A 26,196-nucleotide genomic window follows, 5' to 3' on the forward strand; every position below is an offset into this window, starting at 1 on the left:
TCGATGGTTTGACGTCCTGTTGATCACTCTCGGCCCAGCTGGACCGTTGCCCGATGCGTTGCACGAATTGTGCCGACATGTCCTCTCAGCCTCCCTTGAATCGGGCGACAAGGCGGTGAGAGTCACCGGGATAGAGCAGGCGCACCGCGGTGATGGTGCGAGCGCTGCGCCAGGTGTAGCGGTCGATCACGAGGCAGGGCGCGCCGACGGCGATGTCGAGCGCTTCCGCCGTGCGGTCGTCCGCAACGATGGCGCTGATCGTGTGCTCGGCTTCGGTCCATGGGACATGGTGAAGCAGCCAGGAGCCGGGCGGCTCGCGCGAGAAGTCCGCGGTCGCAGCGTCAGGTACGGACGAGAGATCAATCAGCCTGTCCTCGACCGCAAAGGGTACCTTGTCGGCGCTATGCCGGCAGGTGATCGCAACCACCTTGCCGGCCTTCTTGACGCCGAGCCGGTCGCGGTCGGCGGCCGTCGCCGCGCGCAGCTTGCGGCCGATCAGCTCGTAGCCGTACGAGCGCCCGAGCGCGGTGATCTCGGCGCGGATGTCCGCGATCTTCAGCACCGCCGACTGATGCTGCGGCCGGCGCACGAACGAGCCGGCGCGCCGCCGCCGCTCGATCAGATCGGCCTGCGCCAGCTCAGACAGCGCCTTGTTCACGGTCATGCGCGAGCAGCCGTAGCGCGCGACCAGCTCGTGCTCGAAGGGAATGCGATGTCCGGGCGGCCATTCGCCGGTCAGGATGCGCTTCTCGATGTCGGCGCGGATGCGCTTGTAGAGCGTCGGCTTGTCGGCATCGGTGACGAGGCTCATGCGACGAGCCTCCGCATCGATGCGTTGAAGCGTTCGCGTGCGGCTTGGCGTAATCCATGCTGACCGCCCTCGACCACCTTGCGGCCGCCGGCCCAGACGCAATCGATGGCGGCGCCGCCGGCGGCGAAGATCCAGCCGTCGATGACCGCGTCGCGCGCGCGGCTCGCCAGCGACGGATGCGCCATGTCGAGCGTGACGATGTCGGCACGTGCGCCGGGCGCAAGGCCGATGGCGGGTTGTGCCAGCGCCCGCGCGCCCCCAGCGAGCGCCCCGTCGAACAGCGAGCGTCCTGTCGAGCGACCTGCGCCGGCGGAGAGGACGTTGCGCTGACGGTGCTTGAGCCGCTGGCCGTATTCGAGCTGGCGCAATTCGTCGGCGGCGCCGATCAACACGTTGGAATCAGTACCGACGCCGAAACAGCCGCCGGCGTCGACAAACTCCCGCGCCGAAAAAGTGCCGTCGCCGAGGCTCGCCTCCGTGATGGGACAGAGGCCCGCGACCGCACCGGTCTTGGCGAACGCCGTCACTTCGTCATCGGTCATGTGGGTCGCGTGAATGAGGCACCAGCGCCGATCGACGGGCGCATGCTCCAGCAGCCATTGCACCGGGCGCCGGCCCGACCAGGCGAGGCAATCCTCGACCTCCTTCGCCTGCTCGGCGGCATGAATGTGCACCGGCCCGCCCTCGGCGAGTGGAATGATGGCGGCGAGCTCGTCCGGCGTCACCGCGCGCAAACTGTGCGGTGCAATGCCGATATTGGCGCCGGGCAACGCGCTGATCGCCTGGCGCGATGCCGTCATCAATGCAGCGAACTGATCGACCGAACAGATGAAGCGGCGCTGCCCGGCATGCGGCGATGCGCCTCTAAACGAGCCATGCGCGTAGAAACTCGGCAACAACGTCAACGCAATGCCCGAGGCTTCGGCCGCCTGTGCAATCCGCGCGGCCATCTCGGCGGGGTCAGCGTAGGGCCACCCGTCGCGGTCGTGGTGCAGATAGTGGAATTCGCCGACGCGGGTAAAACCTTGCTCGAGCATCTCGACATAGAGCAGCGTCGCCACGGCCGCGACGTCGTCGGGCGTCATTGCGAGAGCAAAGCGATACATCGTCTCGCGCCAGGTCCAGAACGTGTCGGTGGAATCGCCGCGCAGCTCCGCGAGGCCCGCCATGCCGCGCTGGAACGCGTGGCTGTGCAGGCTCGCAAGTCCCGGAAGCGCGATGGCGTGGCGCTCGTCGCCGGCGGCCGGCGCCACGCCCGGTGTCACCGCCGCGATCGCGCCGGCGGTGACGACCACCTGCACGTCATTCGCCCAGCCCGAAGGCAGGAGCGCGGAAGCGAAATGCAGTCGGGTCATGATTTACACGCCGGCTGGACAGAACCGCCTTACGATTATATGTCTAGACATATAAGTCAAGCATCCCCAAGGCGAATGGATACCCGCATGGCAGAGCGCTTCGACCGGATCTGGCACAATGCCCGCCTCGCCACGATGCGGGTCGATCGTCCCGATCTTGGCGAGATCGAGCATGGTGTCATCGCCGCACGCGGCGGCCACATCGCCTATGCCGGCGCGAAAGCGGACTTTCCGCTCGACGCAGACGCGATCGAGCGGATCGATTGCGAGGGGCGCTGGATCACGCCCGGTCTCGTCGACTGCCATACCCATCTCGTCTATGGCGGCAACCGCGCGCACGAGTTCGAGCTGCGCCTGAAAGGGGCGAGCTACGAGGAGATCGCGCGCGCCGGCGGCGGCATCGTCTCGACGGTGGCGGCAACGCGCAAGGCCAGCGAAGCCGAGCTCGTCGCAGGCGCGCTGCCGCGCCTCGACGCGCTGATTGGCGAGGGCGCCACCACGGTCGAGATCAAGTCCGGCTACGGCCTCGACACAGAAACCGAGATGCGACAGCTCGCGGCTGCGCGCAGCCTCGGCCGTGTGCGGCCGGTTGCGATCCGCACGTCGTTCTTGGGCGCGCATGCGCTGCCGCTCGAGGCCGGTGGCGACAAGGATGGCTACATCGATCTCGTCTGCAAGGAGATGCTGCCGGCGGTCGCAAAGGCTGGCCTAGCCGATGCCGTCGATGCCTTCATGGAGGGCATCGCATTCTCCGCCGAGCAGACCGCGCGGGTGTTCGAGACGGCGAGGGGGCTTGGACTGCCGGTCAAGCTCCATGCCGACCAGCTTTCGAACCTTGGCGGCGCTGCGCTTGCGGCGAAATTCTCGGCGCTCTCGGCCGATCATCTCGAGCATACCGACGAAGCCGGTGCCGCCGCAATGGCGAGGGCCGGTACGGTGGCGGTGCTGCTGCCCGGCGCGTTCTACTTCATTCGCGAGACGCAGAAGCCGCCGGTCGAGACGTTCCGCAAGCACAACGTTGCCATGGCGCTGGCGACCGACTGCAATCCCGGCAGCTCGCCACTGACCTCGCTGCTGCTCGCGATGAACATGGGCGCGACCTTGTTCCGGATGAATGTGGCCGAGTGCCTCGCCGGCGTCACCCGGGAAGGCGCGCGGGCGCTTGGCCTCCTGAATGAGACCGGCACGTTGGAAGCCGGCAAATGGTGCGACCTTGCGATCTGGGACATCGAGCGCCCGGCCGAACTGGTCTACCGCATCGGCTTCAATCCGCTGCACAAGCGAGTATGGAGGGGGCAGTGACGGAGCAGGTGACAGCGATCGTCGTCAAGCCGGGAGCGGTCCTCCTCGACGATCTCGCGCGCGTGCTCGAAGGCGCCCCTGTCGTGCTCGATCCGTCGTTCTGGCCGCGGGTCGAGGCGGCTGCGGAGATCGTTACGCAGGCCGCGCAGGCGGACATCCCCGTCTACGGCATCAACACCGGCTTCGGGAAGCTGGCGTCGAAGCGCATTCCGCCGGACCAGACCGCGCTGCTCCAGCGCAACCTCATCGTCTCGCATTGTTGCGGCGTCGGCCAGCCGACGCCGGAGCCGATCGTGCGTCTGATGATGGCGCTGAAGATCGTCTCACTCGGCCGCGGCGCCTCCGGCGTACGCCGCGCGGTGATCGAGCAGTTGCAGGACATGCTGGCCCGGGGCGTCTATCCGCTGGTGCCGCAGCAAGGCTCGGTCGGCGCCTCCGGCGATCTGGCGCCGCTCGCGCATATGACGGCGGTGATGATCGGCGAAGGGCAGGCGATCGTTGACGGGAAAACCGTATCCGGCGCCGACGCTCTCGCGGCGGCCGGCCTCAAGCCGTTGACCCTTGGGCCGAAGGAAGGCCTTGCGCTGATCAACGGCACGCAATTCTCGACCGCCTACGCCATATCAGGCGTGCTGCGTGCATATCGCCTCGCCCGCGCCGCACTTGTGACCGGTGCGCTGTCGGTGGATGCGGCAATGGCGTCGACGGCCCCGTTCCGCCCCGAAATTCAGGCGCTGCGTGGCCATGCCGGCCAGATCGCGGCGGCCGCGACGCTGACCGCGCTGCTCGATGGCAGCGACATCCGCCTGTCGCATCTCGAGGGCGATGAACGCGTGCAGGATCCCTATTGCCTGCGCTGCCAGCCGCAGGTTGCAGGCGCAGCGCTCGATCTGATCATGCAAGCCGCGCGCACGCTGATCGTCGAGGCCAACGCCGTCACCGACAACCCGCTGGTGCTGATCGAAACCGGGGAGATCGTCTCCGGCGGCAATTTCCACGCCGAGCCGGTCGCCTTCGCCGCCGATGCACTCGCGCTGGCGCTGTCGGAAATCGGCGCAATCAGCGAGCGTCGCATCGCCACGCTGATCGATCCCGCGCTCAATTTCGGCCTGCCGCCGTTCCTCACCCCCGATCCCGGCCTCAATTCCGGCTTCATGATCGCCGAGGTGACGGCGGCCGCGCTCTATGCCGAGAACAAGCAGCGTGCGCTCGCCTGCTCGATCGATTCGACGCCGACCAGCGCCAACCAGGAAGACCATGTCTCGATGGCCGCGCATGCCGCGCGGCGGCTGTCCGACATGGCCGACAATCTCGCCGCCATTCTCGGCATCGAGCTTCTGGTCGCAGCCCAAGGCATCACGCTGCGTGCGCCGCATGCAACCAGTGCGCCGCTGGTCGCCGTCATTGCCGCGTTGCGTGAGCAGGTGCCCGCACTGGGTGCCGATCGCTACATGGCCGGCGATCTCGCCAAGGCCGCTGCATTGATCGAAGCCGATGCGCTTCCAGCTGCCGCGCTCGCCCAGCTTCCCACCGATCCGTTTCCGAGACTCGTCTGAAGAGGCCCGCATGAACCGCCGACTGGACAATGACCGCACCATCCGCGCACCCCGCGGCAGCAACATCAGCGCCAAGAGCTGGCTCACGGAAGCGCCGCTGCGCATGCTGATGAACAATCTCGATCCTGACGTCGCGGAGCGCCCGAGCGAGCTCGTCGTCTATGGCGGCATCGGCCGCGCCGCGCGCGATTGGGAGAGTTTTGACCGGATCGTTGCGGCCTTGCGCAAGCTCGAAGCGGACCAGACGCTGCTGGTGCAGTCCGGCAAGCCGGTCGGCGTGTTCCGGACCCATGCCGATGCACCGCGCGTGCTGATCGCGAATTCCAACATCGTGCCGCATTGGGCGACGCTCGATCATTTCAACGAGCTCGATCGCCAGGGCCTGATGATGTACGGCCAGATGACGGCGGGCTCCTGGATCTATATCGGCAGCCAGGGCATCGTGCAGGGCACTTACGAGACCTTTGTGGAGGTCGGCCGCCGCCATTATGGCGGCAGCCTCGCCGGCAAATGGATTTTGACCGCCGGACTCGGCGGCATGGGCGGGGCGCAGCCGTTGGCCGCGACCATGGCCGGTGCGTCGATGCTCGCCGTCGAATGCCAGCCGAGCCGCATCGAGATGCGTCTGCGCACCGGCTATCTCGACCGGCAGGCCGCCACGCTTGATGAAGCGCTCGCGATCATGGCGGACGCCGCGAAGACGAAGAAGGCGGTCTCGGTCGGCCTGCTCGGCAACGCCGCGGAGATTTTCCCCGAGCTGGTGCGCCGCGGCGTCAAGCCCGACATCGTCACCGACCAGACCAGCGCGCACGATCCGATCAACGGCTACCTGCCGAAGGGCTGGACGCTGGTGGAATGGGAAGCCAAGCGCGCATCCGATCCGAAGGCAGTGGAGCGCGCCTCCAAGACGTCGATGGTCGAGCATGTCCAGGCCATGCTGGACTTCCATGCCCGGGGCATTCCGACGCTCGACTACGGCAACAACATTCGCCAGATGGCACAGGACATGGGCCTGAAGAACGCCTTCGATTTCCCCGGTTTCGTGCCCGCCTATATCCGCCCGCTGTTTTGCCGCGGCATCGGGCCGTTCCGTTGGGCCGCGCTGTCTGGCGATCCCGAGGACATCTTCAAGACCGATGCCAAGGTCAAGGAGCTGATGCCTGGCGACAAGCATCTGCACAATTGGCTCGACATGGCGAAGGCGCGCATCAAGTTCCAGGGCCTGCCGGCCCGCATTTGCTGGGTCGGTCTCGGCGATCGTCATCGCCTCGGGCTCGCCTTCAACGAGATGGTGGCGCGCGGCGAATTGAAGGCGCCGATCGTGATCGGCCGCGATCATCTCGACAGCGGCTCGGTGGCGAGCCCCAACCGCGAGACCGAGGCGATGAAGGACGGATCGGATGCGGTGTCCGACTGGCCCCTGCTCAATGCGCTGCTCAATTGCGCCAGCGGAGCGACCTGGGTGTCGCTGCATCATGGCGGCGGCGTCGGCATCGGCTATTCGCAGCACGCGGGCATGGTGATCGTCGCCGACGGCACGCCGGAGGCTGCGAAGCGGATCGAGCGCGTGCTGTGGAACGATCCCGCCAGCGGCGTCATGCGCCACGCCGATGCAGGCTACGACATCGCGATCGACTGCGCCCGCGACAAGGGGCTCGATCTGCCGAGCCTGGCGAAGTAGGCGAGGCTCAGGCCACGACCTTGGCACCGGTGCCTTCGAGGCGCCGGCTCTCCTTCGTCAGATGGTCGTCAATCGCGTCGGCCGGCATAGGTTTGGCGAAATAGTAACCCTGGATGAAGTGGCATCCCAGGCGGCGCAAGGTGTCGAGCTGCGCGCGCGTCTCGACGTCCTCGACGACGCAGGCGATCTCCATATCGTCGCAGAGACCCGTGAGCGATTTGACGATCTTGTAGCTGACGGGATTGTGGTTGATGTCGGCAACGAAGCTGCGGTCGATCTTGATCTTGTCGAGCGGCAGCCGGTGCACGTGGCTCAGCGACGAATAGCCGGTGCCGAAATCGTCTGCGGCAACGGGCCTGCGCCTCAGGAGCAAGTCGCCCGACATCGCCGCAGCTACAACCTCCTAACCACGGTGTCGGCGAGTGCCCCGGTGCAGGGCCGATTAAAAGCGGTGTGAGTGGCCTAGCGTCCGATCGTCACACCGGCGGTCGAGCGCATGGCGTCCCGCACGCTGGTTGCCTTCTTGTCGTCGAGGATCTGCCGCGTCAGCACGGTGGTCTGACCAGGCGTGTCGAGGATCGCCTGGCCGCGTGAGGAGGAGAGCCGGTCGGCTTTGTAGGGGCGCAAGCGGATCGGTGGCGGGCGCGGTCATATGATGCGGCCGCTTGCCCGCGGCGAGCGTCGGCTGCGAGATGGCAAAGGCGATCACGACCAGGAACAATAGCCTTGCTGGCATCTGCGATCTCCCATGTCGGGACATCAGCCTAGCACATTGCCGTGGCCATCGCAGAAGAAAGGATCAGGCGAGAACGGCTTGGCGCTCGCGCACCGGTTCGCGGACGCGCTCGCTGATCCGCGGCTCGGCAAGCCGCGTGAAGCTCCGATGGCTCGTCTGAACGGGGGCCTCGACGATCACGCCCTCACAGACGATCTGTCCGCCGAGCATCCTGAATTCCAGCTTGTCGTAGCGCGGCATTGTCTCGCCAGGCGCCGGGGGCAGCAGCCCGACGCTTCCCTGGATGTTCAGCGCGGCTTCGCCGGTGCCGTGCAGCCGCGGATTCCACATCCTGATTCCGCTCTCCGCCCAGCGCTGCCGGATCAGCGCGGCGCGGTCGGCGGGCTCTGCGGCTCTCGCGCGAACTTTCGGTACGCCGCGGACCTCGGAAGGGGGAGACGCGAGAGGCTGAGCCGGTTCTGGCTCGGCGGCGCCGTGGGCTGACGCGTTGGTCACCGTCGCAACGGCTGTGGCGAGCGGTGCATCGTTTGTGGAAGCCGGCGCGATCGCGACGACGGGCGCCGGGTCGATCGCGGCGCTGGCTTCAGAGGCAACGGCCGCGACGTTCTCGACATGGGTCGGGATTGCTTCGGCGTCGACGGATATGTCAGGCGACGGGGCAGCCTCGATGACGACGGCAGGGAGATCGGCCGAAGCAGTCGCGAGGTCTGCTGATAAAGCCACAATCTCTTCTGCGGTGGCAGAGTCGATCTCTACAGAGATTTCAGCAGGCGATGCATCATCGTCCACGATCGCGAGACCGGAGGTTGCAACTGGCTCGTTCTCCGCACCGGCCGATGCAGCCAACGCCTGGTCGGTGGCGGGCGGCGTCGCCGGCGGCTCGATTGCCGTTGCCAACTCTGAAGATGAACCGCCGATGCAGCTATCGTCGGCCGCAATCTCCGCGACGACCGACACAGCCGCATCGTTCTTCGCGATGGGAGCGGTGGCGGCGAGATCAGCCTCGTCGTGCACCGGGTCAGCGCTGATCTCCGCGATCGGCGCGGGAGCAGTGCTGGCAACGTCTTCGGCGATGGCAGGGGACACCTCCGCGGTCGGTGCGACGTCGAGGTTGCTGCTGTGCGGCACAGGCCGGAGTCGGGAAAACGCCCAGTTCACCGCAGGGATGCGGCGCAGCAACGATATCAGTCTCGAAAGCACTGGGAGTTGTCCAAGAGGTGCTCGGCGTGAGGCAATCGCTGATTCGTCAGCAATGTGAAAACCTGCCCCGGCCGTCACATCCGTGTCAATGTAGGGAGGACCAATTGCAGAACATCCCCGCATCCACTCTGCGCGCGAACGCCCACCGCGCAGTGGACTGCCCTGCGCGCTTGCTGCACGTTCCTGCCGAGGCGCGTGAGCCTTGGCTCTCGTTGCGATCCAAGGCTGGGGTTCCCGTCGTCGTCGGGAGCCGCTATTCAGAACCGTCATTGTCTTGTCGAGGACATCGCATGAGGAAGCTTGTCACTATCGGAGCGGTTCTGCTCTGGTCCACCATCACCTTCGCACAGGATCGCACCATCACCGTGGCTTCGACCACCTCGACGGAACAGTCGGGGCTCTTCGGCCATCTACTTCCGCTGTTCTCGAAGGCAGAAGGCATCGGCGTGAAGGTCGTCGCCGTCGGCACCGGCCAGGCGCTGGACATCGGGCGGCGCGGCGATGCCGACGTGGTGTTCGTTCATGACAGGCCTGCCGAGGACAGGTTCATGTCCGAAGGACAGGGCGTGAAGCGCTTCGACGTCATGTACAACGACTTCGTCATCATCGGTCCCAAGAGCGATCCAGCGCAGATATCGGGCAGCAAGGATGTGGTCGAGGCGCTGCGTAAGATCGCGGCGGCCAAGGTGCCGTTCATCTCGCGCGGCGACAAGTCCGGCACGCATGCGGCCGAGCTGAGGCTATGGAAGGAGGCTGGCGTCGACCTCAGTGCCGGCAAGGACGCCTGGTACCGGGAGATCGGCCAGGGCATGGGTCCGGCACTGAACATGGCCTCGTCGTCGAACGCCTATGTCCTGTCGGACCGCGGTACCTGGCTGTCGTTCAAGAACCGTGGCGAACTCGCCATCCTGACCGAGGGTGACAAGCGGCTCTTCAACCAGTACGGCGTCATGCTGGTCAATCCCGCAATGCATCCGAACGTGAAGGCGAAGGAGGGACAGGCCTTCATCGACTGGCTGGTTTCGCCGCAAGGGCAGCAAGCGATCGCCGGGTACAAGGTCGGCGGCGAGCAGCTATTTTTCCCCAACGCGCCCAACTAGGACGAAGGCGACGGTCGACACAGCGACGCTGAGAGCGAGCAGGATCAGCCCGAGTCCGAGCGCCAGCGGCAGCTCGCCTTTGCTGGTTTCCAGCGCGATCGCCGTTGTCATCGTGCGGGTGAAGCCGCGGATGTTGCCACCGACGATGATGATGGCACCGACTTCCGCAATGGCGCGCCCGAACGCGGCGAGAAACGCCGTCAGCAGCGAGGTCCGGCCGAGCGCGAACAGCAGGGCCATGCTGCGCAGGGCCGAAAGCCCGTCGATTCGCGCCAGGTCGCCATACTCCGCCCACAACAGGCTTGCCGGCCGGTGCACCAGCGCCACCACGATCGGTGTCGCCAGCAGCGTCTGAGCGATCACCATGGCGGCTGGCGTGAACAACAAGCCCGCCGCCCCGAGCGGGCCCGACCGCGACAGCAGAAGATAGAGCGCGAGCCCGACAACGACCGGCGGAAGGCCGAGCAGCGCATTGGTCAGAATGATAATGACCTGGCGTCCCCGGAAGCGGGTGATCGCAAGCAGGGCTCCAAAGGGGGCGCCGATCAGGAGCGCGAGGATACTGGCGGTCAGGCTGACCCGCAACGACAAGGCGACGATGCCCAATAGCTCGGTGTCGGCCTCGCCTATCAGCGCAAAGGCGGCACCGATGGATCGTGCGAAATCGTTCATCCGGTCTCGGGCAAGCTCCTGTTCCGCGGTAGCCCCGCGCCGCCGTTCTCGCTGCTGCCGCTGCCATAATCAAGGCCTGCGGCAGGCCTCAACGGCTAGCCCGGTCCCACCGGGCCGTTGGAGCGGGGCTCAGGATGATCGGAAAGTGCACTTAAGGACCCATAATCGAGGCATCTGGCTGCCTGCGGACGGCTTTATTCCGGCCTCGGATGCGCTAAGGAACAGGATCGGGTCGCGCTGGCCCAATGGCGGTGCTAGACCCTGTTGCAGGAACAATGGGGCCGGGCTGCACTGGCTCGCCCGCAAGGATGAAGGATGTGACGCAATGATCCAGACCGTTGGCATCATCGGGGCAGGGACCATGGGGAACGGCATCGCGCAGGTCTGCGCCGCCGCCGGCCTCTCGGTCGTAATGGTCGATATTTCCGATGCGGCGGTGAACCGCGGTCTCGCGACCGTCGGCGGAAGCCTCGAGCGGCTGGTCAAGAAAGAGAAGATGTCGGCGGCCGACCGCGAGGCGACGCTCAAGCGCATCACCGGCACCACCGACCGCGCGAAGCTGTCGGATTGCGACCTCGTCATCGAGGCCGCGACAGAGAACGAGGAGCTCAAGGTCAAGATCCTGAAGGATCTCTGCGCCACCCTGTCGCCGCACACGCTGGTCGCGACCAACACGTCCTCGATCTCGATCACCAAGCTCGCCGCCGCGACCGACCGTCCCGACCGCTTCATCGGCATGCACTTCTTCAACCCGGTGCCGGTGATGGCGCTGCTCGAGCTCATCCGCGGCCTGCAGACCTCGGACGACACCCATGCCAAGGCGCTGGATTTCGCCAAGCGTGTCGGCAAGGTGGCGATCACGGCCAAGAACAGCCCGGGCTTCGCGGTCAACCGCATCCTGTGTCCGATGATCAACGAGGCGATCTTCGCGCTCCAGGAGGGCATCGCGACGGCGGAAGAGATCGACGCCGGCATGAAGCTCGGCTGCAACCATCCGATCGGGCCACTCGCACTTGCCGATCTCGTCGGGCTCGACACCATGCTTTCGGTGATGGAGGTCTTTTACAAGGGCTTCAACGATCCTAAATATCGGCCAGCGCCGCTGCTGAAAGAGATGGTCGATGCCGGCCATCTCGGCCGCAAGACCGGGCAGGGCTTTTACACTTATACGGCCTAATGAAAGCATTGGCGGCGGGTACCTAGCGTCCGCCGCCAGATCCCGCAATTTGCGCTGCGACAAAGACGCCGCGCGCGATCGGCCGACAATATCGACGAGCGGCCTGTGGGGAACAACGGAACGGATAGCAAAGGACAATGTCGGATCGACTGAAGGCCGAGCGGGAAGCTGCGGCCGCGCGCCGGAACCTGTTGACGCAGGATGCGATCGAGCGCACCGGGATCACCGAGGAGATGATTGGGGAACTCGTCACCCGCTTCTATGGACGCGTGCGCGAGGACGCGCTGTTGGGGCCCGTCTTCGGCGTCGTGCAGAACTGGGACGAGCATCTCGCCAAGCTCAGGGATTTCTGGTCGTCGGTCGTGCTGATGAGCGGCCGCTATCATGGCTCGCCGATGCGGGCACACCTGCCGCTTACCCTGGTCGGCGGCCATTTCGATCGCTGGCTCGACCTGTTCGAACAGACCGCGCGCGAGGTGTGCCCGCCGGCGGCGGCTGCGCTGTTCATCGACAAGGCGCGTCGTATCGCTGACAGCTTTGAGATGGCGTCGGCAACACTTGCGGGCCGCATCGCTTCGCCGCGTCACGTGCTCAGGTCCTGAAAGACAGAACGCCTGGGTGGGATCCCCGTATCGCATCGTGGCGTCGCACCAATTCCTCTATCATCGATCTGATCTGCGAAATCATCATGCCATTCGCGCAACGCGATGTAGAAATCGCGAAAATGCGCTTGAACGCATTCGATCTTGCTCAATCAACGCGAGCAAAGCCATATTGATGCACTGCGGCGCCAAGTCTTCGCCTTGTTTTCGGCAGAGTTCCAGCGCCTGCTAGCGGGCATGGCTCGCGCGTCGTTCGATACCCATTCATCATCCTCCGAAAGTGCTGCGGAACCCGATGTCGATGCGGGCGCCGAGCAGACCCGGCGATCCGTGCTGTTCGGTGCGCTGGCGACGACGGCGTGTCTCGGCTGTTCAACCAAGGCCCGCGCAGGTGAGGATCCGCCCGGCTCCGATGAGCGGCCGCAGAAAGGCGATCTGCTCGTCTTCTCCGAAGGTGACCAGGAGGGAAAGCTGATCACCGCGGCCGATCTCAAGGCCGGCGGACCGCCGGTTCATGCCTGGCCGAAGGACCCCACCACATCGGTGGTGCGCAGCGCCTCGCGGCTGAACGAGATCCTGATCATCAAGCTCGATCCCGCCGATCTCGATGAGAAGACCCGCGCGCGGGCCGTCGACGGCATCATCGCCTATTCGGCGATCTGCTCGCATGCGGGCTGTCCCGTCACTGCCTGGGTGAAGAGCGATGTCGGCGACAAGGAGGTGTTCAAGTGCATGTGCCACAACTCCGAATTCGATCCCCGCGCGGGCGCGCAGGTCGTGTTCGGGCCGGCACCGCGGCGGCTTGCAGCGCTGCCGCTGGCGCTCGCTGACGGTTCGCTCAGCGTCGCCGGCAATTTCATGGGAAAGGTAGGTGGCACACAGCCAGGATGACGGAGGGTGCGGGCTCTTGCCCGCGTCACGAGAGGCCGCATCCGCCGATGGGCGGACGACGGGACGAACGACAAGAATTCAAAACAAGAATTCAAACGGATGAAAAAGGGGAACGTCCATGAAAACTTCCATCATCAGGAAGCAATGGTTACTGTCGGGCTTCGTCGCCTTCACGTGTCTTGCCTCGACCGCCGCCGTATCAGGCCCGATCGAGAATTATTCTCCGGTCACTGCGCAGCGATTGGAAAATCCCGAGCCAGGCAACTGGATGCTCTATCGGCGCACCTATGACGGGCACGGCTATAGCCCGCTCGACCAGATCAACACCTCCAACGTGAAGAACCTCACACCGGTCTGGACCTTCGCCACCGGCGTGATCGAAGGCCATCAGGCACCGCCGATCGTCAACAATGGCGCGATGTTCGTGACGACACCGATGGGGCAGGTGATCGCGCTGAATGCGAAGACGGGCGACGAATACTGGCGCTACAAGCGGCAGCTTCCTGACGATCTGTTCCAGCTGCATCCAACCAACCGCGGCGTCGGTCTGTGGGAGGACAAGCTCTACCTCGCCACCACGGACGACCACGTGGTCGCACTCGATGCCAAGACCGGCAAGGTGCTGTGGGACACGAAGGTGCAGGACTACAGGAAGGGCCAGTACCTGACCCTGATGCCCTTGATCGTCGACGGTAAGGTCATCGTCGGTGGCTCCGGCGGCGAGTTCGGCGTGCGTGGCTATATCGTGGCTTATGATGCCAAGGACGGCAAGGAGCTGTGGCGGACCTACACCATCCCCGGTGAAGGCGAGCCCGGCCACGACACCTGGCAAGGCGACGACTGGAAGAACGGCGGTGGATCGGCCTGGATGACAGGCAATTACGACAAAGAGACCAAGACGATCTATTGGGGTGTCGGCAACGCCGCGCCATGGCCCGGCGACTCGCATCCCGGCGACAATCTCTACACATCATCGGTGCTCGCGCTCGATCCCAACACCGGCAAGATCAAGGCCTATCACCAATACCACCAGAACGATTCCTGGGACTGGGATGAGGTCGAGGCGCCGATGCTGATCGATTTGCAGCGCAACGGCCGCAGCATCAAGAGCCTGGTCCATCCCGGCCGCGACGCCATCTTCTGGGTGCTCGAGCGGACTCCGACCAAGATCAACTATGTCGCCGGATGGCCGTTCGTCTTCACCGACGTCTGGAAGGGCATCGACGAGACCGGCAAGCCGATCGTGGATCCTGCGCACAAGCCGGTGATGGGCAAGCGCGTCGAGTTCTGTCCCTCGCTGTGGGGCGGCAAGGATTGGCCATCGGCGGCCTACAGCCAAAGGACCGGTCTCGTCTACGTGCCTGCCAACGAGAATTTCTGCGGCGGCTTTACCGGCGAGAAAGTGCCACTCAAGCCGGGCGAGCTTTGGCTCGGCACCAAGCCGGAAGATATCGGTCTGAAGACAAAGCCGGGCGCGGATCATTTTGGCGAGCTCCAGGCCTGGGATCCCGCAACCGGCAAGAAGGTCTGGCAGTACAACTTCCCCAAGTCGCAACTGTTCGGATCGGTCACGGCGACCGCGGGCGATCTCGTCTTCGTCGGCGGGACCAATGACCGCTATTTCCGCGCCTTCCACGCCAAGACGGGCGAACTGTTGTGGGAGCAGAAGACCAACTCCGGCATCGTCGGCATGCCGGTATCATATGAGATCGACGGCACGCAGTACATCGCGATCCAGTCGGGCTGGGGCGTCGACGCACAGCGCATCCAGGATGCACTCGTGACCAACAATATCGGCATTGAAGCCAACGTGCCGCAGGGCGGCGTCGTCTGGGTCTTCGCGCTGAAGAAATAGCTCCGCGGGCGGATCGAAAGAAGCGGAGCAGTAGGGGGGTGGCGAATGCGGCGGATGGCAACATCCGCCGCATTTGTTTGCGCCGCGCCAGATAGTTACTTCCCCTCGCGCTCGACCTTGTCCTTCTCCTTCTGGTTCATCTCGCGAATCTTGGGATCCGGATTGTGCTGCCCGGTGGTCTGGGTGGTCGAGGCGGGTGGGGCGTTGGCGTTGGGCAGCGAAGTCTGGTCGGGGCCGGTGGGGCGCGTCGCTGTGCTCGGGGGCGTCGCGTTACTCTGGGCGAATGCGCCTGCGGCGGTCAAAAGAAAGGCACCCGACAGCGAGATTGCGAGCGCCCTTGAGATGTTGGTCATCGATCTGCTCCTGTCAGATCGATGGAAACGGCGCGAGGCGCCTTGTGTTCCGCCTCGCGCTTCGGTTTCCGCCTCACGCCTCCAATTGTTTGCCGATCGGAAGCGAGCGGATGCGTTTTCCCGTCGCCGCGAAGATCGCGTTGATCAGGGCTGGCGCGAACGGAGGAACACCGGGCTCGCCGACGCCGCTCGGCGGCGTGTCGGGTCCGGGCGGCACGATGTAGACGTTGGTCACCACAGGCGATTCGTCCATCCTGACGACCTGGAAGTCGTCAAAATTCTTCTGCTGCACCTTGCCGTCCTTGAAGGTGATCTCGCCGTATTTGGCGAGACTGAGCCCCATGATCGCCGCGCCCTCGATCTGCGAAGCGATACGCTCGGGGTTGACATAGGTGCCGCAATCGATCGCAGTGTCGACCCGCGGCACGGTCAGCTTGCCCTTGTCGTCGACGGCGACCTCGACGATTGTCGCGATGTAGCTGACGAAGCTGCGGTGCACGGCGATGCCGAGACCGTGGCCCTTCGGCACCTTTCGTCCCCATTCCCCCTTCTCGGCGACCAGCTCGACCACCTTGCGCAGGCGCGCGGTGTCGATCGGGTAGCTGTCCTGGGGCTCGCCGTAATTCCAGAGGTCCTTCACGTTGGGCTTGACGATGCGAGGCGAGCCGATCAGCTCGAGCAGCATGTCTTTCTGGTCGCGGCCTGTTGCCTGCGCGATCTCGCCGACCATCGACTGGACGGCGAAGGCGCGCGGGATGTTCGAGACCGAGCGGAACCAGCCGATGCGGGTGAACGCCGCGGCTTCCGGGTTCTCACACGAGATGTTCGCGATCTCGAACGGCATATCGACCAGACCCATGCCGATCTCGAACGGTGCCTGATGCACCGTGCCGGCGGCAAAGGTCGAGGCGATGCTGGGAGCCACGCTGCGGTGACGCCAGGCGATCACCTTGCCGCTCTTGTCGAGGCCGGCCTCGATCCGCTCGACCGAGACGGTGTGCAGGAAGCCGTTGTGGATGTCGTCCTCCCGCGTCCACTGCACCTTCACCGGCGCGCCGAGCTCCTTCGAGAGCAGCGCGGCTTCGAGCGCAAAGTCGCATTTCGACTTGCGTCCGAACCCGCCGCCGAGCAGCGTCACGTTGACCGTGACGTTGGCCTCGGGAATGCCGAGCGTCTTGGCGACGTCCTCGCGGGTGCCGCCGGGACTCTGCACCGGCGCCCAGATCTCCGCCTTGTCGCCCTTGACATCGGCCACCGCCACCGGCGGCTCCATGCTGACATGAGCCAGATGCGGGATGTAGTACTCGCCGACGATCACCTTGTCGGCGCTCTTCAAGGCGGCGTCCGCATCGCCCTCCTTGCGCAGCACGAGCCCCGGCTTGCGCGAGGCCTCCTCAAGCTCCTTGCGGTAGGCGACGGAGTCGTATTTGCCGTTGGGACCGTCGTCCCAAGTCAGCTTCAGCGCGTCGCGGCCCTTGATCGCCGCGCCTGTGTTGCGCGCGATCACCGCGACGCCGCCGAGCGGCTGGAATTTCGAAGGCCAGGGCCAGCCGCGCACCTGCATCACCTTCTCGACGCCGGGGACCTTCAGCGCCTCCTCCGGCTCGAACTTGACCAGCTTGCCGCCGGTCACCGGCGGACGGGCGATCACGGCATATTTCATACCGGGCAGCCGCACGTCGGCGCCGTAGTGCGCCTTGCCGGTCGTGATGTCGTGGAGATCGACGATGCCGATCTGGCCCTTGCCGAGATAACGGAAGTTCTTGGGGTCCTTCAGCTTGAGGCCCTCGATGCTGGGCACCGATTCCTTGGCGGCGTCTGCAGCGAGCTCGCCGAAGCCGAGCTTGCGCCCGCTGGCGCTGTGCACGATCTCGTGGTTGACCGCCTTGACCTCGGTCGCCGACACGCCCCAGCGCTTGGCCGCGGCCTGCTCCAGCATCGTGCGGGCGGCGGCGCCGATCTGGCGCATCGGGATCAGATAATGCCGCGTGCTGCGCGAGCCGTCGGTGTCCTGGTTGCCGAACTTGACCTCGTCGCCATGGGCTTGCTGCACCTTGACCCTAGACCAGTCGGCCTCCATCTCCTCGGCCACGATCAGCGGCAGGCTGGTGCGCACGCCGGTGCCCATTTCCGAACGGTGCCCGACGATGGTGACGATGCCATCCGGGCCTACCGAAACGAACACGCGCGGATCGACCACGACGCCATGGGGCATCTTGCCGGCGCCGGTCTCATAGGCGAGCGCCTGGCGCGACATCACGGGGGCGGCGAGCACGAAGCCGCCGCTGACGCCGAGCCCCTTCAGGATGCTGCGGCGCGACACCTTCTCGACCCTGATGTGCTTTTCGAAGCCGCGAAGCTTGGAGGGATAGCCGATGAAGTTCATGTCACACTCCCGTCGATGCGAGATGGACGGCATTCTCGATGCGCTGGTAGCAGCCGCAACGGCAGATGTTGCCGGACATCGCCTCGCGGATCTGGTCGTGCGACGGCTTTGGATTGTCCATCAGAAGCGCTGCGGCCTGCATAATCTGGCCGGCCTGGCAGAAGCCGCATTGGGGCACGTTGACCTGGCGCCACGCCTTCTGCACCGGGTGATCGCCGTTCGGATGCAGCCCCTCGATCGTGGTGACCTCGCGTCCGGCGACGTCGTTGACGGAGGTGATGCAGGCGCGCACCGCTTGCTTGTCGACGATGACCGTGCAGGCGCCGCACAGGGCCTGGCCGCAGCCGTATTTGGTGCCGGTCAGTCCGGCCTCGTCACGCAGGAACCAGAGTAGCGGGAGATCCGGGTCACCGTCCCAGCTCTGTTCCTGGCCGTTGATCTTCACCTTGATCATGTTCGTGCCTCGCTCTTCATAAGCATGCCAAATTCAAAGTCCGCCGACGCCAGTCGGCGACGGTTCGCGCGTCGTCTCGCAACATCCCGCCGTGTTCCCGCGCGGGCAAATCCCGGAGGGAGGCAGGAACGCGGATAGCGATGTCTGGATGTGCTCGATACCTCCCGTTTTCTTCTTAATTGATTGTACTTCGTGCGGCATCGTGACGGCGCGACCCTAGCAGAGATCGCTCCGACCCGGCGTTCACAGCCGAGTGTTCTCAACGGGAAAAGATTGCATCGACGGTTTGTCAAAAGCAGGGCGCGTCATCCGCCGCGTTGCGCATCAAATGGGCGCAACGAAAAAAGCTTCGTCCGCCAGCTTGACCGAACGGACGAAGCAGTAGGCCTCAGTCGAGGGAGGGAGAACGCAGAGTACCGCGAGCTTCAAGCAGGAAGCGGACGGTCCTGCGCAGTCATTCAGAGACCAGGACTGAGGAGCCAATGGCCCATACTCACGCGTGGTGCAGAAGCGGCGGCATCGCGCCGCGGTGGTCCCGGCAGTGGGGACCCGTGCGGCTCGCTGGCGGCGACGGACGCCAGCGAGCTGAAGATGCTGGGCGGCCGGCCAGTTCAGGCGGCCGTCCCAGGCGGTCTTTCTAAGCGGCCTTGGCCTTCGCGACATGGGTCGCGATCGCGTCCATCAGGGCCGGCGACAGGCAGTCGTAGGGCTCGAGGCCGATCTCCTTCAGCCGCGAACGGATGCCGGCCATCTGCTCGGGCTTCACACCCGATTCGATCACGGAGGAAACGAAGGCGGCGAATTGCGGCGCCTGCGAGCCCTGCTCCTGGAACAGTTCGGGATGGATGAAATCGAGGCCGTAGAACGGATGGTTCTTGTTCTCGATCCGGCCGTACATGTGCGTGCCGCAGGCCTTGCAAGCGTGGCGCTGGATCACCGCGGAAGGGTCGACGATCTCAAGCTTGTCGCCGTTCTCGAGCACGGTGACGTTCTGGCGCGGCACCACGGCGACGACGGAGAAGATCGCGCCCTGCGGTTTCCAGCACTTCGTGCAGCCGCAGGCGTGATTATGCGCGACGTCGCCCTTGATGCCGACCTTCACCGGGTGGTCGCTGCATTTGCAGACCAGCGTGCCGCCGGCGAAATTGCCGCTGCCTTGCTTGATGCCGTTGTCTATCGAGGGATGGAGTGCAACAGTCATGGGTCGATCCTCCTTGGTGTGACGTTTTCGAGCTAGAACACGACGACTGAACGGATGGATTTGCCCTCGTGCATGAGGTCAAAGCCCTTGTTGATCTCCTCGAGCTTGAGCACGTGGGTGATCATCGGATCGATCTGGATCTTTCCGTTCATGTACCAGTCGACGATCTTCGGCACGTCGGTGCGCCCGCGCGCGCCGCCGAAGGCCGTGCCGCGCCAGTTGCGGCCGGTGACGAGCTGGAACGGGCGGGTGGCGATCTCCTTGCCGGCCTCAGCAACGCCGATGATGATCGAGGTGCCCCAGCCGCGATGGCAAGCTTCCAGTGCCTGGCGCATCACGGTGGTGTTGCCGGTGCAGTCGAAGGTGTAGTCGGCGCCGCCGTCGGTGAGGCCGACAAGGTGCTGAACGATGTCGCCGGTGATCTTCTTCGGGTTGACGAAGTCGGTCATGCCGAACCTGCGACCCCATTCCTCCTTGGAATCGTTGATGTCGACGCCGATGATCTTGTCGGCGCCGGCCATCTTGGCACCCTGGATGACGTTGAGGCCGATGCCGCCGAGGCCGAACACGACCACGTTGGAGCCCGGCGTCACCTTGGCGGTGTTGACGACGGCGCCGACGCCTGTAGTGACGCCGCAGCCGATGTAGCAGCTCTTGTCGAACGGCGCGTCCTCGCGGATCTTTGCCACGGCGATCTCGGGCAGCACGGTGAAGTTCGAGAAGGTCGAGCAGCCCATGTAGTGGTAGATCGGCTTGCCCTTGTAGGAGAAGCGGCTGGTGCCGTCGGGCATCACGCCCTTGCCCTGCGTCGCGCGGATCGCGGTGCAGAGATTGGTCTTCTGGCTGAGGCAGCTTTTGCACTGCCGGCATTCCGGCGTGTAGAGCGGGATGACGTGATCGCTCGGCTTCACCGAGGTCACGCCCGGGCCGATCTCGCGGATGATGCCGGCCCCCTCATGCCCCAGAATCGACGGGAAGATTCCCTCGCTGTCGAAGCCGTCGAGCGTGTAGGCGTCGGTATGGCAGATGCCCGTCGCCTTGATCTCGACCAGGACTTCGCCGGCCTTCGGGCCTTCCAGATCGACCTCGACGATCTCGAGCGGCTTCTTGGCTTCGAAAGCAACGGCGGCACGTGTCTTCATCGGTAGCTCCTCAAATCTCATCAGACGCCAAGAAGTAGTCCTGGCAGCCCTCGTAACGTTCATTTCTTACCCATGCAGGCGTCTTCGGCCTGGGTATAGGCCTCCGTCTTCTCCTCCTTTTTCGAAGGACGCTGCCGGCCCAAGGCGTCGGTGGAGCGCGCGCGGAGATAGACGTAGAGATCGTCCATGTAGCAGGCGACGTTCGGGTTGTCGCCGAAGGCCGGCATGACGTTCTCCTGCGCGGTCGAGATGTTCTTGCGGCCAGAGGCGACCACGCCGAGGAAGTCGCCGTAGCTGATCGACTTGACGGAATCCCTCAGCGCCGGTGCGTAGGTCGATCCCATGCCGTCGGGACCGTGGCACACGTGACAGTCCGAGTGATAGCGGCGGTATCCGGAATAGGTGAACCAGTCCACCGTGCCGTCGGCCGAAATCTTGTAGGTGGGATTTCCCTCCTTATCGAGCCACTTTCCGTCGTCTTCCTTCTTCACGGCGGCCGGATCGCCCGGACCCTCCGCGACCGCAATTCCTGCGGAGGCAACCAAGATCGTCGCAGCAATGACAAAGCAGATTTTACGCAAGAGATTGTTTCCTCGGCCGGCATTCGGTGGAGACGAGCCGGCGCGTGGAGCGATCCACGCGCCGGAGCGATGCTGAGCGAGGCCTAGTTCGGCAGCGAGAACACGGTCAGCGTACCGCCGAGCGCCGTGTAGTTGCTGAGGGCCGCGTAGCCGCCGACCGCACCGAGGCCTGCGGTCGGATCGGTCAGGCCTGCCGCCAGACCGATGCCGGCCCAGCCACCCACGCCGGAGAGCACGGCGACGTACTGCTTGCCGTTGTTCTCATAGGTGGTGACGTTGCCGATGATGCCGGAGGGAGTCTTGAACTTGTAGAGCTCCTTGCCGGACTTGGCGTCGACTGCCTTCAGGTAGCCCTCGAGCGTGCCGTAGAACACCACGCCCCCGGCGGTTGCGAGCGCACCCGACCAGACCGAGAACTGCTCCTTGTTCGACCAGACGATCTTGCCGGTCTTGCCGTCCCAGGCGATGAAGTTGCCCATGTGGCTTTCACCCTGCGGCGGATACATCGAGAGCGTCGCACCCACATAGGGCTGACCCGCGGTGTAGCTCACCTTGAACGGTTCGTAATCCATGCAGACGTGGTTGGTCGGAACGTAGAACAGCTGCGTGTCCGGCGAGTAGGCCGCCGGCTGCTCGTCCTTGGTGCCGAGCGCGGCCGGACAGATGCCCTTCGTGTTCTTGTCCTCTCCGCCGTGCTCGGTCGAGTATTGAGCGACGACTTTGGGACGGCCGTAGGTCGGCGAGTTCTTGTCCATGTCGACGCCGCTGGTCCAGTTCACCTTCGGGTCGTACTTCTCGGCGACCAGCAATTCGCCGGTCTCGCGGTCCATGGTGTAGGCGAGCCCGTTGCGGTCGAAGTGCGTCAGCAGCTTGCGGTTCTGACCGTTGATCTGCTGATCGGTGAGGATCATTTCGTTGACGCCGTCATAGTCCCACTCGTCGTGGGGCGTCATCTGATAGACCCACTTCGCCATTCCGCTGTCGGCATCGCGCGCGAAGATCGTCATCGACCACTTATTGTCGCCGGGACGCTGCTTCGGATTCCAGGTCGAGGGGTTGCCCGACCCGTAATAGACCATGTTCAGCGCGGGATCATAGGATATCCAGCCCCATGTGCAGCCGCCGCCGATCTTCCACTGATCGCCTTGCCAGGTCTTCAGCGACGAGTCGGGGCCGACCGGCTTGCCGAGCGACGTGGTCTTGACGGGATCCAGCTTGATCTGATCATCCGGGCCTTCGGAATAGGCGCGCCAGACCTGCTTGCCCGACTTGAGGTCGTATGCGGTGACGTGGCATTGCACGCCGAACTCGCCGCCGGAGATGCCGACCAGGACCTTGTCCTTGACGACAAGCGCGGCCGATGTGCCGGTCTCGCCCTTCGCAGGGTTGCCGTTGGTCGCCGACCAGGCCACCTGGCCGGTCTTGGCGTCGAGTGCGACGAGGTTGGTGTCGGCCTGATGCAGGATGATCTTGCCGTCGCCGTAGGACAGGCCCCGATTGACGGTGTCGCAGCACATCACGGGGATGACGTTCGGATCCTGCTTCGGCTCGTACTTCCAGATGATCTTGTTCTCGTTGGAAAGGTCAAGGGCGTAGACCTTGTTTGGGAACGGCGTGTGGACGTACATGACGTTGCCGATGATCAGCGGGCCGCCTTCATGGCCGCGCAGCACGCCGGTCGAGAACGTCCAGGCGACCTGAAGCTTGCCGACGTTCTGAGCGTTGATCTGGTTCAGCTTGGAATAGCGGGTGTTGGCATAGTCCCCTGCCGGCATCACCCAGTCCTTCGGGTTCTGCGACATCTTGATCAGCTCGTCATTGGCTGAAGCGCTGCCGACGGCGAGAGCCGCCGCGGAGCCGAGATAGGTCGCCAGTAGCACCTTGCGCATAGGTTATTCCTCCGTTGGTCTCGTTTATTGTTTCCGAAGCATTGCTGAATCGCCGGGCTTCTCGTCCGGCGTCTGCTCGTGCAGGGCGGTCACGATTGGGACCAGAAACGATGCTGTGCTGTTTCCTCCTCCTGATGAGAGCCACGGGTCCACGTGCGGGAGTGGCCCGTTCTTGTTGTTCCTGCCGCAATCTCTAACGGCTTCGTCATCGGGAAACTTGCCCAAGAGAGAAGCCGGTTTGCTCGACAGCGCACGGAGGAGAAGATTTTGATTTTGCAGTAGCGAATTCAGCGGCTTCGGTGCGCCTTTGAGGCCGCCTCCGCGTTCAGGTTCCCCTTGACGGCGCTGCAACTAAGGCGGAGGATTAAGTTTCAAGAGTGGCGATGGAACGATGGCGCTCGTTGCAAGAGACCGCTCAATGCGAGGTAAACGTCACGCAATCACGGCTGAGGGCTCCGGCAGCGCTGGTTGCGAGCGCCGAATCTCCGGATCAAACCAGTGGCTGGGTTAATGTCCGACACCATTCACACGCTATCGACGACGGGAATGACGCCGAAGCGGCAGATCCAGAGCTGGATCGACGGGCTGACGAGCCTGTGCGGGTATTTCGACGTCGATCCGCTGGAGGCGTCCTCGCTCGAGGGGCGCATCGATTACACCACGGTCTCGCGCCTGAAGCTCTGCCAGATCGAGGTGAGCCAGCACCGCATCGCGCACACGATGGCGCGAGCCAAGGCCAATGAACACCCGTACATAAAAATCCACTTCCAGACCTACGGCGTGTCTTATTTCGAACAAGAAGGCCGTCACATCGAGATCAATCCGGGCGACATCATCGCCTATGACGTCTCCTGTCCGCATTCGATCATCAGTCCCGCCTTTACCCGTCACGACGTGGTGATCGTGCCGAAGGCGCTGCTGCGCGACCGCGGATTCCCGTCGCAGCGGATGCCGGCCTGCAAATTGAGCGCGAAGACGGGCACCGGGCGGATCGCCCACGATTTCGTCCATGCCACCTTCGACGAGGCGGCAAAGCTGTCGGCCAACAGCGCGGTCGGCGTCGCCGATTCGCTGATCGACCTGTTGCTGCTGCCGCTGCGCGAAGCCGACACGATGTTCGATCGTGTCGGGCCCGAAGCGATGTATGTGCGCGCGCAGTTCTTCATCCGCGAGCACTTGCGCGACCCGGATCTGTGCATCGACCAGATCTCGGCCGAGCTCGGCTGCTCCAAGCGCTATCTGCACATGCTGTTCTCGGAGCGCGGCACCACGGTGAGCGACTACATCTGGCAGGCACGGCTGCAGAACTGCCGCCAGGAGCTCGAGGCCCACGCCGGCAAGACCATCACTGACGTTGCCTTTTCCTGGGGTTTCTCCAGCTCATCGCATTTCAGCCGGGTGTTCCGGAAATACTTCGGCGTGGTGCCGTCCTCGATCCATAAGGCACAGCAGGGCGCGGCAAGCTCCGGCGAGCATTAGGCATGATCCGGAAAAGTGTGTAGCGGTTTTCCGAAAAGATCATGCTCGAACAACAACCTAAAGCGCGATGACGATTCATCCTGATCGCATAGCGCTTTAGATGTTCCCAAGCGAATGCTCGCGCGGTGTCGGCGGCCTCACGCTGGCATGGCGACATAGGGAATGCCGGCCACGAGAGCGACCAGCAGCACCGCGTTCCCGAGCATTCCGCTCCAATGCAGCCGGCGTAACCGACGCGCGGCCTCGGCGTCACCGGCGTCCCGCGCGCTGAGCTGGTCGTCGAACCGTTGCATGAACCAGGGGCGGCCCCAGATCGCCAGGGCCGCGATCACGCCGACGCCGAACGCGGCGAGCAGGCGGCCGTCGAGCAGCAGCGCAACCGTTGCAATGACGCCGGCGACGCGCATCACCAGAAAATGGGCGTTGAACATTCCGCGCAGCAACTGGGCGACGGGCTGGATGTCGAGCCTCACCAGCAGGAAAGCGGGCGAAGCCAGCGTGAAATAGCTCATCGGAAAGAGCAGGATGATCATGACGGCAACGGCGACTGCATCCGGTGTCATGCGATCGGCCTCCCTTGTCCGCACAGGCGCGCAATCATAGCGGGAAAATGCGCCTCCGACACTAGGCTTTGGTCGGACTCCCGGGAGGGGCGGGAGCAGCCGGGTGACCGGCCAAGCCTCCAGGTTCAGGCCGGCTCGAGGCCGAGCGCCTGCGCGCTCTCGATCCAGATCGGCAGCTCGCGCTGGTACAGCGCATTGGTGTCCTTGAAGCCGAGTGCGGGTTCGAGCACGAAGGTCGCGAGAACCTCCTTCACCTTCGAATCGTTGTTGGCGGCGACACAGAGCTCGGCGATGCGATCGACCACCGGCTGCGGCGTCGCCTTCGGCACTGCCCAGCCGGTGAACCCGCTCACGGTGAAGAATTTCGACGTCGCGCCCTGTTCCGGCAGCGTCTTGATGTTCGGGATCGCATCGACCTTCTTCGAATGCACGGCGAACACCGTGCCACGATCGCTTTGCAGGACCGACTGCGCGGCCGTGTAGCTGCCCATCGCGGCATCGAGGGTGCCTTCCAGCATTCCCGTCCACATCGGCGCCTCGCCGCGATAGTGCACCGGCTCGATGTTGAGGCCGTACTGCTTATTGAGCTCGTTGATGGTCATGTGCGGGGCCGAGCCCGCGCTGTAGGTGCCGAAGTTCACCTTGCCGCTCTTGCGCGCGAAGGCGACGAAATCCTCCAGCGTCTTGACCCCGGTTTTCGGGTTCGCGACCAGCAACAGGCCGGCGCCGGGAATGACGCTGACGAGCGTCAGATCCTTGTCCATGTCGTAGCCGGGATTCTTCATCACCACACGGTTCATGATGTAAGTGGTCGAGATCGAGCACAGGATGGTGTGGCCGTCGGGCTCGGCGCGGGCGACTTCCGCCGTGCCGATCGCACCGGAGGCGCCGGGCTTGTTCTCGATGACGACGGTCTTGCCGACCTGCTTGGAGATGAACTCGCCATAGGCGCGCGCGAGCAGGTCGGTCTGGCCGCCGGCGGGATAGCTGCAGATCATGCGAATCTGCCGCGCCGGCCAGCTGCTTTGCGCCGATGCGCCGCGCGCGAGGAACGGCATCGCCAGTGCGGTGGTACCGGCGGCGATGAAATGGCGGCGATCGAGCTTGGCGGACATGATTCTCTCCCTGATTTTTGCCGAACCTACTGCATCAGGCCGTCGCTGCCATGGATCGCAGGCGAGACAGATTGGCGCATTGGCTCGCCCTGCGT

Annotated in this window: 23 protein-coding genes and 1 pseudogene; 9 read left to right on the plus strand and 15 right to left on the minus strand. The window is 64.5% G+C overall.

Translation table 11 applies throughout. The features are described from left to right. Positions 1–85: 85 nt before the first annotated feature. A complete protein-coding gene (hutC, locus tag HZZ16_RS16795; protein ID WP_197949655.1) occupies positions 86–811 on the minus strand; it encodes a histidine utilization transcriptional repressor HutC in 726 nt (241 codons plus the stop codon). After that, positions 808–2,166, minus strand: a complete 1,359-nt coding sequence (locus HZZ16_RS16800; protein WP_197949657.1) for a formimidoylglutamate deiminase — start codon at positions 2,164–2,166, stop codon at positions 808–810. Before HZZ16_RS16800 ends, hutC begins: the two co-directional genes overlap by 4 nt. An 87-nt stretch (positions 2,167–2,253) precedes the next feature. Between HZZ16_RS16800 and hutI the strand changes: the two genes are divergently transcribed. Genes hutI through hutU form a run of 3 tightly spaced genes read left to right on the plus strand, consistent with a single transcriptional unit; the run spans position 2,254 to position 6,705 of the window. Beyond that, positions 2,254–3,468 carry an imidazolonepropionase gene (gene hutI / locus HZZ16_RS16805; protein WP_197949659.1) on the plus strand — a complete coding sequence of 405 codons (1,215 nt, stop codon included), beginning with the start codon at positions 2,254–2,256 and terminating at the stop codon, positions 3,466–3,468. Beyond that, entirely contained in the window at positions 3,465–5,024 is a 1,560-nt protein-coding gene (gene hutH, locus HZZ16_RS16810) for a histidine ammonia-lyase (protein WP_197949661.1), read from the plus strand. Before hutI ends, hutH begins: the two co-directional genes overlap by 4 nt. Positions 5,025–5,034: 10 nt before the next feature. Beyond that, positions 5,035–6,705, plus strand: a complete 1,671-nt coding sequence (hutU, locus tag HZZ16_RS16815) for a urocanate hydratase (protein ID WP_197949663.1) — start codon at positions 5,035–5,037, stop codon at positions 6,703–6,705. Positions 6,706–6,712: 7 nt separating this feature from the next. On the opposite strand, the pseudogene HZZ16_RS16820 reads toward hutU, so the two are convergent. The 3 genes and pseudogenes from HZZ16_RS16820 to HZZ16_RS16830 all read right to left on the minus strand — a co-directional run. Continuing rightward, positions 6,713–7,057: pseudogene (locus tag HZZ16_RS16820) on the minus strand (EAL domain-containing protein); the annotation flags it as partial. A gap of 110 nt (positions 7,058–7,167) precedes the next feature. Continuing rightward, complete coding sequence (locus HZZ16_RS38280) at positions 7,168–7,332, minus strand: TonB-dependent receptor plug domain-containing protein (RefSeq protein WP_376707573.1); 165 nt, start codon at positions 7,330–7,332, stop codon at positions 7,168–7,170. 172 nt (positions 7,333–7,504) lie between these two features. Then, positions 7,505–8,620 carry a hypothetical protein gene (locus HZZ16_RS16830; protein ID WP_197949665.1) on the minus strand — a complete coding sequence of 372 codons (1,116 nt, stop codon included), beginning with the start codon at positions 8,618–8,620 and terminating at the stop codon, positions 7,505–7,507. Positions 8,621–8,931: 311 nt separating this feature from the next. Between HZZ16_RS16830 and HZZ16_RS16835 the strand changes: the two genes are divergently transcribed. Next, positions 8,932–9,741 carry an ABC transporter substrate-binding protein gene (locus HZZ16_RS16835; protein WP_197949667.1) on the plus strand — a complete coding sequence of 270 codons (810 nt, stop codon included), beginning with the start codon at positions 8,932–8,934 and terminating at the stop codon, positions 9,739–9,741. On the opposite strand, the gene HZZ16_RS16840 is transcribed toward HZZ16_RS16835, so the two are convergent. After that, positions 9,715–10,413 (minus strand): ABC transporter permease, encoded by a 699-nt coding sequence (locus HZZ16_RS16840; protein ID WP_197949669.1) that lies wholly within the window; start codon positions 10,411–10,413, stop codon positions 9,715–9,717. The genes HZZ16_RS16835 and HZZ16_RS16840 overlap by 27 nt on opposite strands. Before the next feature lie 325 nt (positions 10,414–10,738). Between HZZ16_RS16840 and HZZ16_RS16845 the strand changes: the two genes are divergently transcribed. The 4 genes from HZZ16_RS16845 (at position 10,739) to HZZ16_RS16860 (ending at position 14,938) form a co-directional block, all read left to right on the plus strand. Continuing rightward, positions 10,739–11,590 carry a 3-hydroxybutyryl-CoA dehydrogenase gene (locus tag HZZ16_RS16845; RefSeq protein WP_197949671.1) on the plus strand — a complete coding sequence of 284 codons (852 nt, stop codon included), beginning with the start codon at positions 10,739–10,741 and terminating at the stop codon, positions 11,588–11,590. A gap of 137 nt (positions 11,591–11,727) precedes the next feature. Then, positions 11,728–12,192: a group III truncated hemoglobin gene (locus HZZ16_RS16850; RefSeq protein WP_197949673.1), complete on the plus strand. Its 465-nt coding sequence runs from the start codon at positions 11,728–11,730 to the stop codon at positions 12,190–12,192. 237 nt (positions 12,193–12,429) lie between these two features. Next, the gene (locus tag HZZ16_RS16855) at positions 12,430–13,083 is read left to right on the plus strand and encodes a QcrA and Rieske domain-containing protein (protein ID WP_197949675.1); all 654 of its coding nucleotides are present in this window, start codon (positions 12,430–12,432) and stop codon (positions 13,081–13,083) included. 118 nt (positions 13,084–13,201) lie between these two features. Then, on the plus strand, positions 13,202–14,938 hold the full coding sequence (locus HZZ16_RS16860; RefSeq protein ID WP_197949677.1) for a methanol/ethanol family PQQ-dependent dehydrogenase: 1,737 nt from the start codon (positions 13,202–13,204) through the stop codon (positions 14,936–14,938). Between the two features lie 95 nt (positions 14,939–15,033). On the opposite strand, the gene HZZ16_RS16865 is transcribed toward HZZ16_RS16860, so the two are convergent. From HZZ16_RS16865 to xoxF5, 7 genes are all read right to left on the minus strand, one after another. Continuing rightward, positions 15,034–15,291, minus strand: a complete 258-nt coding sequence (locus tag HZZ16_RS16865) for a hypothetical protein (protein ID WP_197949679.1) — start codon at positions 15,289–15,291, stop codon at positions 15,034–15,036. Between the two features lie 73 nt (positions 15,292–15,364). Continuing rightward, positions 15,365–17,677, minus strand: a complete 2,313-nt coding sequence (locus tag HZZ16_RS16870; protein WP_197949681.1) for a xanthine dehydrogenase family protein molybdopterin-binding subunit — start codon at positions 17,675–17,677, stop codon at positions 15,365–15,367. A gap of 1 nt (position 17,678) precedes the next feature. Next, positions 17,679–18,131: a (2Fe-2S)-binding protein gene (locus HZZ16_RS16875; protein WP_197949683.1), complete on the minus strand. Its 453-nt coding sequence runs from the start codon at positions 18,129–18,131 to the stop codon at positions 17,679–17,681. 637 nt (positions 18,132–18,768) lie between these two features. Beyond that, positions 18,769–19,332: an S-(hydroxymethyl)glutathione synthase gene (gene gfa, locus HZZ16_RS16880; protein ID WP_197949685.1), complete on the minus strand. Its 564-nt coding sequence runs from the start codon at positions 19,330–19,332 to the stop codon at positions 18,769–18,771. Positions 19,333–19,364: 32 nt separating this feature from the next. Beyond that, a complete protein-coding gene (locus tag HZZ16_RS16885) occupies positions 19,365–20,474 on the minus strand; it encodes an S-(hydroxymethyl)glutathione dehydrogenase/class III alcohol dehydrogenase (RefSeq protein ID WP_197949688.1) in 1,110 nt (369 codons plus the stop codon). Positions 20,475–20,533: 59 nt separating this feature from the next. Beyond that, on the minus strand, positions 20,534–21,055 hold the full coding sequence (locus HZZ16_RS16890; RefSeq protein ID WP_197949690.1) for a c-type cytochrome, methanol metabolism-related: 522 nt from the start codon (positions 21,053–21,055) through the stop codon (positions 20,534–20,536). 83 nt (positions 21,056–21,138) lie between these two features. Beyond that, on the minus strand, positions 21,139–22,944 hold the full coding sequence (gene xoxF5, locus HZZ16_RS16895) for a lanthanide-dependent methanol dehydrogenase XoxF5 (protein WP_197949692.1): 1,806 nt from the start codon (positions 22,942–22,944) through the stop codon (positions 21,139–21,141). Positions 22,945–23,454: 510 nt separating this feature from the next. Here xoxF5 and HZZ16_RS16900 point away from each other — a divergent pair. Next, entirely contained in the window at positions 23,455–24,423 is a 969-nt protein-coding gene (locus HZZ16_RS16900) for a helix-turn-helix domain-containing protein (protein WP_197949694.1), read from the plus strand. Positions 24,424–24,560: 137 nt separating this feature from the next. Here HZZ16_RS16900 and HZZ16_RS16905 read toward each other — a convergent pair whose 3' ends face one another. Then, positions 24,561–24,986, minus strand: coding sequence for a hypothetical protein (locus HZZ16_RS16905; RefSeq protein ID WP_197949696.1), 426 nt, complete (start codon positions 24,984–24,986; stop codon positions 24,561–24,563). A gap of 125 nt (positions 24,987–25,111) precedes the next feature. Beyond that, the gene (locus tag HZZ16_RS16910) at positions 25,112–26,101 is read right to left on the minus strand and encodes a Bug family tripartite tricarboxylate transporter substrate binding protein (protein WP_197949698.1); all 990 of its coding nucleotides are present in this window, start codon (positions 26,099–26,101) and stop codon (positions 25,112–25,114) included. Positions 26,102–26,196: the final 95 nt, after the last annotated feature.

This window comes from Bradyrhizobium glycinis (genome assembly GCF_016031655.1).
Lineage (GTDB): Bacteria > Pseudomonadota > Alphaproteobacteria > Rhizobiales > Xanthobacteraceae > Bradyrhizobium > Bradyrhizobium glycinis.

Excerpts from the sequence above, each read along its gene's own strand:
- HZZ16_RS16875 (WP_197949683.1), bottom strand. The coding sequence starts at position 18,131 with ATGATCAAGGTGAAGATCAACGGCCAGGAACAGAGCTGGGACGGTGAC.
- HZZ16_RS16845 (WP_197949671.1), top strand. The coding sequence starts at position 10,739 with ATGATCCAGACCGTTGGCATCATCGGGGCAGGGACCATGGGGAACGGC.
- gfa (WP_197949685.1), bottom strand. The coding sequence starts at position 19,332 with ATGACTGTTGCACTCCATCCCTCGATAGACAACGGCATCAAGCAAGGC.
- HZZ16_RS16840 (WP_197949669.1), bottom strand. The coding sequence starts at position 10,413 with ATGAACGATTTCGCACGATCCATCGGTGCCGCCTTTGCGCTGATAGGC.
- HZZ16_RS16855 (WP_197949675.1), top strand. The coding sequence starts at position 12,430 with ATGGCTCGCGCGTCGTTCGATACCCATTCATCATCCTCCGAAAGTGCT.
- HZZ16_RS16885 (WP_197949688.1), bottom strand. The coding sequence starts at position 20,474 with ATGAAGACACGTGCCGCCGTTGCTTTCGAAGCCAAGAAGCCGCTCGAG.
- HZZ16_RS16900 (WP_197949694.1), top strand. The coding sequence starts at position 23,455 with ATGTCCGACACCATTCACACGCTATCGACGACGGGAATGACGCCGAAG.
- HZZ16_RS16865 (WP_197949679.1), bottom strand. The coding sequence starts at position 15,291 with ATGACCAACATCTCAAGGGCGCTCGCAATCTCGCTGTCGGGTGCCTTT.
- hutI (WP_197949659.1), top strand. The coding sequence starts at position 2,254 with ATGGCAGAGCGCTTCGACCGGATCTGGCACAATGCCCGCCTCGCCACG.
- HZZ16_RS16800 (WP_197949657.1), bottom strand. The coding sequence starts at position 2,166 with ATGACCCGACTGCATTTCGCTTCCGCGCTCCTGCCTTCGGGCTGGGCG.
- hutU (WP_197949663.1), top strand. The coding sequence starts at position 5,035 with ATGAACCGCCGACTGGACAATGACCGCACCATCCGCGCACCCCGCGGC.
- HZZ16_RS16870 (WP_197949681.1), bottom strand. The coding sequence starts at position 17,677 with ATGAACTTCATCGGCTATCCCTCCAAGCTTCGCGGCTTCGAAAAGCAC.
- HZZ16_RS16860 (WP_197949677.1), top strand. The coding sequence starts at position 13,202 with ATGAAAACTTCCATCATCAGGAAGCAATGGTTACTGTCGGGCTTCGTC.
- hutC (WP_197949655.1), bottom strand. The coding sequence starts at position 811 with ATGAGCCTCGTCACCGATGCCGACAAGCCGACGCTCTACAAGCGCATC.
- xoxF5 (WP_197949692.1), bottom strand. The coding sequence starts at position 22,944 with ATGCGCAAGGTGCTACTGGCGACCTATCTCGGCTCCGCGGCGGCTCTC.
- HZZ16_RS16905 (WP_197949696.1), bottom strand. The coding sequence starts at position 24,986 with ATGACACCGGATGCAGTCGCCGTTGCCGTCATGATCATCCTGCTCTTT.
- HZZ16_RS16835 (WP_197949667.1), top strand. The coding sequence starts at position 8,932 with ATGAGGAAGCTTGTCACTATCGGAGCGGTTCTGCTCTGGTCCACCATC.
- HZZ16_RS16850 (WP_197949673.1), top strand. The coding sequence starts at position 11,728 with ATGTCGGATCGACTGAAGGCCGAGCGGGAAGCTGCGGCCGCGCGCCGG.
- HZZ16_RS16910 (WP_197949698.1), bottom strand. The coding sequence starts at position 26,101 with ATGTCCGCCAAGCTCGATCGCCGCCATTTCATCGCCGCCGGTACCACC.